Annotated in this window: 13 protein-coding genes; 7 read left to right on the forward strand and 6 right to left on the reverse strand. The window is 71.2% G+C overall.

The window, feature by feature from the left end; genetic code table 11:
• Positions 1–120 precede the first annotated feature (120 nt).
• The 6 genes from AB0J67_RS36650 to AB0J67_RS36675 form a co-directional block, all read right to left on the reverse strand.
• Positions 121–264 carry a GPGG-motif small membrane protein gene (locus tag AB0J67_RS36650; protein WP_363489631.1) on the reverse strand — a complete coding sequence of 48 codons (144 nt, stop codon included), beginning with the start codon at positions 262–264 and terminating at the stop codon, positions 121–123.
• A 56-nt stretch (positions 265–320) separates the two neighbouring features.
• On the reverse strand, positions 321–1,154 hold the full coding sequence (locus AB0J67_RS36655; RefSeq protein WP_363489633.1) for a SigB/SigF/SigG family RNA polymerase sigma factor: 834 nt from the start codon (positions 1,152–1,154) through the stop codon (positions 321–323).
• Between the two features lie 212 nt (positions 1,155–1,366).
• The gene (locus AB0J67_RS36660) at positions 1,367–2,326 is read right to left on the reverse strand and encodes an endonuclease/exonuclease/phosphatase family protein (protein WP_363489635.1); all 960 of its coding nucleotides are present in this window, start codon (positions 2,324–2,326) and stop codon (positions 1,367–1,369) included.
• A 108-nt stretch (positions 2,327–2,434) separates the two neighbouring features.
• On the reverse strand, positions 2,435–3,814 hold the full coding sequence (locus AB0J67_RS36665) for a glycine--tRNA ligase (protein ID WP_363489637.1): 1,380 nt from the start codon (positions 3,812–3,814) through the stop codon (positions 2,435–2,437).
• 257 nt (positions 3,815–4,071) lie between these two features.
• Positions 4,072–4,572: a hypothetical protein gene (locus AB0J67_RS36670; RefSeq protein WP_363489639.1), complete on the reverse strand. Its 501-nt coding sequence runs from the start codon at positions 4,570–4,572 to the stop codon at positions 4,072–4,074.
• A gap of 68 nt (positions 4,573–4,640) precedes the next feature.
• On the reverse strand, positions 4,641–4,964 hold the full coding sequence (locus AB0J67_RS36675; RefSeq protein ID WP_363489641.1) for an antibiotic biosynthesis monooxygenase: 324 nt from the start codon (positions 4,962–4,964) through the stop codon (positions 4,641–4,643).
• A gap of 85 nt (positions 4,965–5,049) precedes the next feature.
• Between AB0J67_RS36675 and AB0J67_RS36680 the strand changes: the two genes are divergently transcribed.
• The 7 genes from AB0J67_RS36680 to AB0J67_RS36710 all read left to right on the forward strand — a co-directional run bounded on the left by AB0J67_RS36680 (position 5,050) and on the right by AB0J67_RS36710 (position 9,504).
• A complete protein-coding gene (locus AB0J67_RS36680; protein ID WP_363489643.1) occupies positions 5,050–5,313 on the forward strand; it encodes a hypothetical protein in 264 nt (87 codons plus the stop codon).
• A 146-nt stretch (positions 5,314–5,459) separates the two neighbouring features.
• The gene (locus tag AB0J67_RS36685) at positions 5,460–6,386 is read left to right on the forward strand and encodes a metal ABC transporter substrate-binding protein (RefSeq protein WP_363489645.1); all 927 of its coding nucleotides are present in this window, start codon (positions 5,460–5,462) and stop codon (positions 6,384–6,386) included.
• Complete coding sequence (locus AB0J67_RS36690; protein WP_363489647.1) at positions 6,383–7,144, forward strand: metal ABC transporter ATP-binding protein; 762 nt, start codon at positions 6,383–6,385, stop codon at positions 7,142–7,144. Before AB0J67_RS36685 ends, AB0J67_RS36690 begins: the two co-directional genes overlap by 4 nt.
• A 20-nt stretch (positions 7,145–7,164) precedes the next feature.
• Positions 7,165–8,025, forward strand: coding sequence for a metal ABC transporter permease (locus AB0J67_RS36695; RefSeq protein ID WP_363489655.1), 861 nt, complete (start codon positions 7,165–7,167; stop codon positions 8,023–8,025).
• Positions 8,022–8,357, forward strand: a complete 336-nt coding sequence (locus AB0J67_RS36700) for a metalloregulator ArsR/SmtB family transcription factor (protein ID WP_363489649.1) — start codon at positions 8,022–8,024, stop codon at positions 8,355–8,357. Before AB0J67_RS36695 ends, AB0J67_RS36700 begins: the two co-directional genes overlap by 4 nt.
• A gap of 34 nt (positions 8,358–8,391) precedes the next feature.
• Complete coding sequence (locus AB0J67_RS36705) at positions 8,392–8,802, forward strand: transcriptional repressor (RefSeq protein ID WP_363489651.1); 411 nt, start codon at positions 8,392–8,394, stop codon at positions 8,800–8,802.
• Between the two features lie 90 nt (positions 8,803–8,892).
• Positions 8,893–9,504 (forward strand): hypothetical protein, encoded by a 612-nt coding sequence (locus AB0J67_RS36710; protein ID WP_363489653.1) that lies wholly within the window; start codon positions 8,893–8,895, stop codon positions 9,502–9,504.
• The last annotated feature ends 190 nt before the right edge of the window (positions 9,505–9,694 follow it).

Consider the following 9,694-nt stretch of genomic DNA (forward strand, 5'->3'; position numbering starts at 1 on the left):
GGGAGTCGTCGAGCCTGCCCTAATTTCGTGGTGTTTTTTATTTTTGGGGGGGTGTGCTTGTACCCTGTTGTGGGGGGGGGGGCCCCGCCCCCCCCCCACCCCAGTCTGTTGCGGGCGCGCCTACGAGAAGACGCTGACGCCCCCAGGTCCGACGAGCAGACCGATGACGATGAGCACGATGCCCCAGAGAATCTGGCGCCGTGCCAGCGAGACGATCCCGGCGACGACCAGGACCACGGCGAGGATCCATAGCAGAAGTTCCATGGCAACCCTCTACCCGCGCTCCCGGTCGTGAAACCGAGGAATCGTCACACCGGCACTCAGTCCTCGGCCAGCATGCGTTCCCGCAGCTGGGCGAGGCACCTGCTGAGCAGGCGAGACACGTGCATCTGGGAGACCCCGATCCGCTCCGCGATCTGCGCCTGGTTGAGGCCCAGATCGAAACGGAGGGTCAGGATCCGCTGCTCGCGCTCCGGCAGTTCCTTGACGAACTGCCGCACCGCGTGCACGTCCGGAACGGACTCCAGCACGGTGTCGGTCTCGCCGATCAGCTCACCGAGCTCCACATCGCCGTCCTCGCCGCTCACGGCGACATTGAGGGAGTTGATGCGGTAGGCCTGCGCGCAGTGCATCCCGGCCAGCACGTCCTCCGTGCTCACCTGCAGATGCTCGGCCAGGTCCTCTACGCTCGGCCACCGGCCGAGGGTCTGGCTGAGCTCCGGGGACACCCGATTGATGTCCAGGTAGAGCTCCTGCATGCGGCGGCTTACCCGCATGCTCCAGCCACGGTCGCGGAAGTGGCGCTTGAGTTCGCCGACGATCGTCGGCACCGCGAAGTGCACGAAAGCACTGCCGCGGGAGGGGTCGAAGCGATCCACGGCCTGGATGAGGCCGATGGTCGCCACCTGCACGAGGTCGTCGCTGTCCACGCCACGGTGGCGGAAACGGCGGGCCAGGCGTTCGGCCAGGGGCAGGAAGGCGCAGATGGCCTCCTGCCGCACGTCCTCGTGCGCGGAGTCGTGCTCGCTCAGCTCGGCGAGGCGGCGCAGCAGCAGATCGCCGGCCGTCGCGTCGAGGGTGTCGGTGGTCGGGGACGAGGGGGTCGCGGACACGACGGTCTCGCGGACGGCCATACGGCCGGTCTGGACAGACATTACTAAGCCTCCGTGCGCAGAGGAACCGCGTGTGACCCGGGACGACGAGGGCGTACACCGGACGCGGACCTGCTGTGACGGACACGGCACCCGCTTCTTGAGCACCGTTGACGGCTGACAGCCGGCTCGGCCGAAGCCGAGCAGTCAAGACCTTACAGCGAATTGGCCGAAAGTACTAGTCCGACGAGAGGAAAGTACACGTTCGGGCCGTGTCAGAAGGAGAAGCCCGAGGTCACGGCACGGTGATCGGTGCCGGGCGTACGCAGGGTGCCCGCCTCGGTGGCGGTGAGGCCGCGGTAGAGGACGTGGTCGGGGCGCATCACCGGCAGCGAGGACGGCCACGTGAAGCCGAACCCCCAGCCGGCGTCGGCCTGCGCGTCCTGCAGCAGCTCGGCCAGCGGCGCGATGGCCCGGTCGGTGGCGGCCGTGTTCAGGTCGCCCAGCACCAGCACCCGCTGCGCCTCGTCCGCGCGCACCGCCTGCGCCAGCATGTCGATGGTGTGGTCGCGGACCTCAGTGTCGTTGATCCGCGCCGAGCCCAGGTGCACGACGTACACCGCGACGTCGCCCTGCGGCGCCTTGACCACGGCGCGCAGCGCGCGGGTCCAGTCCAGGCCGGTGTCGACGCCGGTGACGTTCGTGATCGGATGCTTGCTGAGCAGCCCGACCGTCGACTTGATCGCGTGGTGTGGGTAGGTCTCGGCCAGCTCCTCGGCCAGCGACTCGATGGTGCCGCCGGAGGCCTCCTGCAGGGCGATGAGATCCGGGCCGCCCGCGGCCAGCGACTGCACCGTGGTGGCCGGGTCCGGGTTCTCCGCGTACAGGTTCTGCGTGACCACCCGCAGCTGGACCGGCCCGCCGGCGGGCGGCAGCAGCGCGCCGCCGAACAGCGCCGCCCAGATCGCCGCGGGCAGCAGCACCGCCAGCAGCGCCTTGCCCGAGCGGGCCACCAGGGCGGCGACGGCGAGCACCGGGATCGCCAGGCCGAACAGCGGGGCGATGCTGTCCAGCACGCTGCCCACCCCGTGCACGTTGGGCACCAGCCGGTGACCGACGAGGAGCGCCGCCAGCAGCACCGCGGCCGCGATGACCAGGCCCGCGCGCCACGGCGAGCGCGCCGGCGAGGGCTCGGGGGTGGGCCCCGGCGTCTTTTTCAGCTCGATGGTGGTCACTGTCCGTATGTTACCGGGGAAGACCCGAATCTAACTCGGCAATCGTGCCAGGCGGGAGAGAGAAGTCCCCGGAACTTGGCTCCGGGGACTTCTCACAGCTCACAGCGGTCAGCAGCCGGGCAGGCGCTCGATCAGGTAACGCTCGACCTGGTCCAGCGAGACGCGCTCCTGGGCCATCGAGTCGCGATCACGGACGGTCACCGCATTGTCGTCCAAGGTGTCGAAGTCGACGGTGACGCAGTACGGCGTGCCGATCTCGTCCTGGCGGCGGTAGCGCCGGCCGATCGCCTGCGCGTCGTCGAACTCGACGTTCCACCGCAGGCTCAGCGCCTTCTGCAGCTCGCGCGCCTTGGGCGAGAGCTGCTCGTTGCGCGACAGCGGCAGCACGGCCACCTTCACCGGGGCCAGCCGCTTGTCGAAGCGCATCACGGTCCGCTTGTCCACGCCGCCCTTGGTGTTCGGCGCCTCGTCCTCGTCGTACGCCTCCAGCATGAACGCCAGCACCGCGCGGGTCAGACCGGCCGCCGGCTCGATGACGTACGGCACCCAGCGCTCGTTCTTCTCCTGGTCGAAGTACGACAGGTCGGTGCCCGAGTGCTTGCTGTGCGTGCTCAGGTCGAAGTCGGTGCGGTTGGCGATGCCCTCCAGCTCCGAGAACTCGGTGCCGCCGAACCGGAAGCGGTACTCGATGTCCACGGTCCGCTTCGAGTAGTGCGACAGCTTCTCCTGCGGGTGCTCGAAGAAGCGCAGGTTGTCCGGCGAGATGCCCAGGTCGAGGTACCAGTTCCAGCGCTCGGCCAGCCAGTACTCGTGCCAGGTCTCGTCGGTGCCCGGCTCGACGAAGAACTCCATCTCCATCTGCTCGAACTCGCGCGTGCGGAAGATGAAGTTGCCCGGCGTGATCTCGTTGCGGAAGCTCTTGCCGACCTGCGCGATGCCGAACGGCGGCTTCTTGCGCGCGCTGGTGGCCACGTTCGCGTAGTTCACGAAGATGCCCTGCGCCGTCTCCGGCCGCAGGTAGTGCACGCCCTCGGCGCTCTCGACCGGGCCGAGGAAGGTCTTCATCAGGCCGTTGAACATCTTCGGCTCGGTGAAGCTGCCCTTGTTGCCGCAGTTCGGGCAGTTCAGCTCGGACAGCGTGAAGCTGGCGCCCGGCTTCTTCGCCAGGAACGCCTCCTCCAGGTGGTCGGCGCGGAAACGCTTGTGGCAGCTGGTGCACTCGGTCAGCGGGTCGACGAACGCCTCGATGTGGCCGGAGGCCTCCCACACCTGGCGGGCCAGGATCACCGCGGAGTCCAGGCCGACGATGTCGTCGCGCTGCTGGACCATCGTCTTCCACCACTGCCGGCGGACGTTGTCCTTCAGCTCCACACCCAGCGGACCGTAGTCCCAGGCCGAGCGGGTGCCGCCGTAGATCTCACTCGACGGGTAGACGAAGCCTCGGCGCTTGGCGAGGCTGACGACCGAGTCGATGCGGTCCGCGGGCATGATCAGGCTCCATTCCGTTGGAGGTTGCCGCCGGCTGGCTGTCGGCGGAGGTCGGCGGGTCGATGCCCGGCGACGTGGATACGGTACGGGTGACCGTCAGGGACCCGCACTCGGTTAACGCTACTGCACCGGCGACGTCGCGAGATCCGCCGGGCACGCTCAGGAGCCCGTCGGAGCGGCCGCTCGGTGTACAGCCGGAGCGCAGCGCAGGCTGGACGACCGATTAAGGCCGCGTAGCGGGCTCCGCATGTCACGGCTCAGCGGCGGCCGCAGACTTCCAGCGCGGTCGTCTTCGGGTCCTGCACCAGCAGGTAGGTCACCTGCGCCGTGTCGCCGTCGGTGTAGCGCTCGGTCACCGGCAGGGTGATGTCGGCCGACCCCAGGTCGACCTCGCCCAGCTCGTACGACGCGATCTGGTCCGGGCGCGCCTGCTCGCGGCTGGTGAACCGGGCCAGGTCCAGCCGCCGCTGCTCCGACTCGCACAGCAGCTCGTAGGCGTCCTCGTATCGCTTGTCGTGCAGCGCGCCGAGGTAGCCGCCGACCGCGACCCGGGCCCGCTCGTTGATCGCCTTCACGCCGGTGACGGCCAGGCCCACCCCGGCCACCAGGCCGCCGCCGCAGCACAGCGCCACGATCAGACCGGCGACACCCAGCGCCCAGCCGGTCCGGGTGCCGCTGCCCTCGGTCGGCGCGGCCGGGAACGGCGGCGCGGCGCCCGGGCCGGGCGGCACGGGCGGGGTGGCAGGCGCGTGCGTCATGGCCGCGATCATATTGCGTGCCGCCCAGCCCGCTCCGGCCGTGGCGGAAAGCGGTCGATCTCCGCGGCTCAGGCCCGGTCGCTGGCCCGGGTCTCCACGTCGCCGCCGGGCTCGGCGGCGGCCAGCGTCTCGTACGCGCACGGCTCCATGAGCGATTCGGCCAGCAGCGGCGTGGCCGTCATCTTCACGTCGAAACCGCCCAGGGCCCGCCGGTACGCCCCGACGCTCTCCCACTCGGTCAGCAGGCACCAGTGCTCGGGCTCGTCCAGCGAGCGGGTCAGCTCCCCGCGCAGGTAGCCGGGCCGGGCGGCGAGCGCGGCGAGCGCCGCGTGGGCGCGCTCGACGAACGCCTCCTCGTTGGCGGCGATCACGAATCGATTGAGCATCAGCACGCCCCCTACAGTAGGGAGGGCGCCTTCCCGTCGTTTTACGGGGTGAAGGCTGCTTTGCTCGTCGACCAGGAGAGGACCCCCGGCCGTGCCCCAGGACGTCGCGAACAACCCGCTGCTGCGGCGGCTGGCCCGCATCCCCCGGAGCCTGGCCATGCTGGGCACCCTGGCGCTGCTGCTGTTCGCGGTGCTGCTGCCCAGCCCGTACAGCGGGATCATGCTGCTGGTGCTGGCCGCGGCGCTGGCCACCCTGCTCACCCTCACCTGGCCGGTGCAGCCGCCCGCGACCCGGGCGCTGCGCCTGGTCGTGCTCACGCTGCTCACCGCGGCGGCGATCACCCGGCTGTTCTGAGCCTTCATCCCTGGTGGCAGCTGCGGTCGTGCTGTGCTGGCAGCATGGCCGGAGCTTCGCTCGCGTGTGCCGGCGGTCACCCGTAGCAGGGACATGCACCTATGCGTTTTTGACAATCGTTCTCATTTTCAGAGAGAGTTGACGCCATGCTGAGCCGATCTCTCCGGCGCGCCGCCGTCACCGGCGTCTGCGCGCTGCTGGCCCTGGGCACCGTCGCCGCCTGCTCCGACTACCCCGCGCAGCCGTCCGGGCGCACCGGCGTGGTCACCGGCTTCTACCCGCTGCAGTTCGTCGCGGAGAAGGTCGGCGGCCCCGACACCGACGTCGTCAACCTCGCCCAGCCCGGCGCCGAGCCGCACGACATGGAGCTGTCCCCCGTCCAGGTCGGCCAGGTCTCCGACGCCGACCTCGTGGTCTACCTCAAGGGCTTCCAGCCGCAGCTCGACGAGGCGATCGAGCAGAACGCCGCCGACCGCGCGCTGGACGTCGCCACGGTCACCCCGCCGGCCACCGGCGCCAACCACTCCGGCGCGGTCGACGAGGACCACGCCGGCGCGCCCGACCCGCACGTCTGGCTCGACCCGACCCGGCTCGCCGCGATCACCGGCAGCGTGTCCAGCCGGCTGGCCCAGCTCGACCCCGAGCACGCCGCCGCCTACGCCGCCCGCGCCGACGCCCTGATCGCCGAGCTGAACAAGCTGGACGCCGAGTTCACCGCCGGGCTGGCAGACTGCCGGCGGCGCGAGATCGTCACCAGCCACGCCGCGTTCGGGTACCTGGCCGACCGGTACAAGCTGACGCAGATCGCGCTGACCGGGCTGACCCCCGAGTCGGAGCCGACCCCGCAGCAGATCGCCACGGTCGCCGCCGAGGCCCGCAAGCACGGCGCCACCACGATCTTCTTCGAGACCCTGGTCTCGCCGAAGGTCGCCGAGACGCTGGCCGCCGAGACGGGCGCCAAGACCGCCGTGCTCGACCCGCTCGAAGGACTCACCGAGGGCGCCACGGGCGACTACCTCTCGGTCATGCGGGCCAATCTGGCCACCCTGCGCACCGCGTTGGGCTGTTCATGAACTCCCCTGTCCTGGTCATCGCGCACGGGGCGGTCGCCTACGACCGTCCCGTGCTCCGCGACGTCAACCTCACCGTGACCAGCGGTGAGGTCGTCGCCGTGCTGGGCGCCAACGGCAGCGGCAAGTCCACCATGATCCGCGCGGCGCTCGGCCTGGTGCCGCTGGCCGAGGGCGAGGTCTCGCTGTTCGGGACCCCCCTGCGGCGGTTCCGCCAGTGGCGGCGCATCGGGTACGTCCCGCAGCGGCTGGGCGCGGGCGGCGGCGTGCCCGCGACCGTGGCCGAGGTCGTCTCCTCCGGCCGGCTCGCCCGGCGCGGCTTCCCCCGCCGCCTGGACGCCGCGGACCGGCAGGCCGTGGCGCACGCGCTGGCGGCGGTCGGGCTCGGCGACCGGGCGCAGGACCCCGTTGCCTCGCTGTCCGGCGGCCAGCAGCAGCGCACCCTGATCGCCCGCGCCCTGGCCGGGCAGCCCGACCTGCTGGTGCTCGACGAGCCCACGGCGGGCGTGGACGCCGCGTCGCAGCAGGCGTTCGCCGACGCGCTGCGCGACTTCGTCACCCGCGGCGGCACCGTGCTGCTGGTCGCGCACGAGCTCGGCCCGCTGCAGCCGGTGATCACCCGCGCGGTCGTCGTGCACGACGGCGTCATCGCCCACGACGGGGCGGTGCCCCATCCGGCCGGCCACCATGCCGAGCCCGGACACGACCACGTGCACCCGCACGCCCCGCAGGACCCGCCGAGCATCTGGGGACGCGAATGAACGTGAGCCTCGTCGACATCATGTCGCAGTCGTTCATGCAGCGCGCGCTGCTGGGCGCGCTGATCACCGGCCTGATCGCCCCGTCGCTGGGCATCTACCTGGTGCAGCGCCGGATGTCGCTGATCGGCGACGGCATCGGCCACATCGCGCTGACCGGCGTCGGCGTCGGCCTGCTGACCGGAGCCCAGCCCGTCGTCACCGCGATCATCGTGTCCGCGCTGGGCGCGGTCGCGGTCGAGCTGATCCGCGAACGCGGCCGCACCTCCGGCGACATGGCGCTGGCCATCCTGTTCTACGGCGGCATCGCGGGCGGCGTGTTCCTGGTCGGCCTCGCGCCGGGCAAGGGCAGCGCCAGCCTGACGTCGTACCTGTTCGGCTCGCTGGTGACCACCTCGCCCGAGGACCTGGTCGCGATGGCCGTGCTCGGCGCGGTCGTGCTGGCCGTCACCGTCGGGCTGCGACCCTGGCTGTTCGCGATCTGCCAGGACGAGGAGTACGCCAAGGTCTCCGGCCTGCCGGTGCGCGCCCTGAACCTGCTGCTCGCCGTGATGACCGCGGTCACCGTCACCGTGGCCATGCGCTCGGTCGGCCTGCTGCTGGTCAGCGCGCTGATGGTGGTGCCCGTCGCGGCCGCGCAGCTCATCTCGCGCGGCTTCGTCGGCACCATGACACTGGCCATGCTCGGCGGCGTGTTCAGCGCCGGCACCGGCATCGTGCTGTCCGGCGGGTTCAACCTCCAGCCCGGCGCCACCATCGTGCTCGTCGCCATCGCACTGTTCGTGCTGGTCGCGGCCGCCGGCACGGCACTGCGCCGGCGGCGACGCGCCGAAACCGCACCCGCGGCGGCATGCGAGCCCCCCGAGTGCGTCCTCGACTCATGATTGGTTATGCGCAGACGCGCGGGGCTACGGTGGTCGATGTGAGCCAGACGCAGTCCTACGCCCGCGCCGGAGAACTGCTGCGGGCGCTCGCCGCGCCCGTACGGATCGCGATCGTGACCGAGCTGGCGACGAACGGAGAACGCCACGTGCACGAACTGGTGGAACGGCTGCGGGTCGCGCAGCCGCTGGTGTCGCAGCACCTGCGTGTGCTGCGGGCGGCCGGGGTGGTGCGCGCCGAGCGGCACGGCCGCGAGATCGCGTACTCGCTGGTCGACGAGCACGTCGCGCACATCGTGGCCGACGCCGTGACACACGCCGGGGAGCAGCGCTGATGAACGGATCCGTCCCGGCAGAGGGAGTGCGGGCATGAACGCGCCGCAGGGCACCGCGGCCCGCAACACCCGGCAGCGCTCGGCCGTGGCGACGCTGCTGTCGCAGGTGGAGGGCTTCCACAGCGCGCAGGAGCTGCACGCCATGCTGCGCGAGCGGGGCGAGCGGGTCGGCCTGACCACCGTCTACCGGACGCTGCAGGCGCTCGCCGACGCCGGCGACATCGACGTGATGCGCCCGCCCGGCGGCGAGCAGCTGTTCCGCCGCTGCTCCGACGGGCACCACCACCACCTGGTGTGCCGCACCTGCGGGCGTACCGTCGAGGTGGCCGGACCGGCCGTGGAGTCCTGGGCGGACCGGGTCGCCGCGCAGCACGGGTACGTCGACGTCAGCCATACCCTGGAGATCTTCGGCACCTGCCGCGGCTGCGCCGCCAACCGCGGCTGACCCCGGGGCTCCCGACCGGGGTTCCGGCCACGTTCCATATCGAGCGTGACGAGGCGTTTACTGATCGCTCCGGTCGATCAGAATGCTCCCATGAAGCTCTATGCGGAAAAGCCGTGGCGTTTCACTCGGCAGATCATCGCGGACGTCGCCGCGCTGGTCTGGAGCGCGGTCTGGATCTGGGCCGCGATCACGCTCTACCACCTGGTCGAGAAGCTTGCCGTGCCCGGACAGAAGCTGGAGCGAGCGGGCGTCGACCTCGCCCAGGACATGACCCAGGCCGCGGAACGGGCACAGCGCGTGCCGCTGGTGGGTGATCAGCTGAGCACCCCCTTCGGCAGCGCGTCCAACGCCGCGAACACCATCGCCGAGGCCGGGCGCGACCAGCAGCTCGCCATCGAGAACCTGGCGACCGTGCTGGCGCTGCTCACCGCGGGCATCCCGGTGCTGATGGCGCTGGCGCTGTGGGTGCCGCTGCGGCTGACCTGGATCCGCGCGGCGAGCACGGCGGCGAAGGTGCGCCGCTACCCCGGCGGCAGCGAGCTGCTGGCGCTGCGCGCGCTGGCCACCGCCCCGCTGCGCCGGCTCGCCGCGCTGGACGACGGGGTGGTGGCGGGCTGGCGTACGGGCGACCCGCGCTCCGTCGAGCAACTGGCCACCCTGGAACTGCGCCGCCTCGGCCTCCGCGGCACCCCACGCCGCTGACCCGTCCCCCACCCCCGGCTCCCGGTCCGGCTCGGGCTCCGGCTCCGGCTCGGGCTCCGGCTCCGGCTCCGGCTCCGGCTCATGATCGCTGTTTCGGGTCGAAACCTGAGGTAGCACTGCAGGTTTCGGCCCGGAACAACAGAAAGGTAGATCACAAGGGTGAAAATCAATACCAAACCACAGGATAGGG

This window comes from Catellatospora sp. NPDC049609, assembly GCF_040675365.1.
Lineage (GTDB): Bacteria > Actinomycetota > Actinomycetes > Mycobacteriales > Micromonosporaceae > Catellatospora.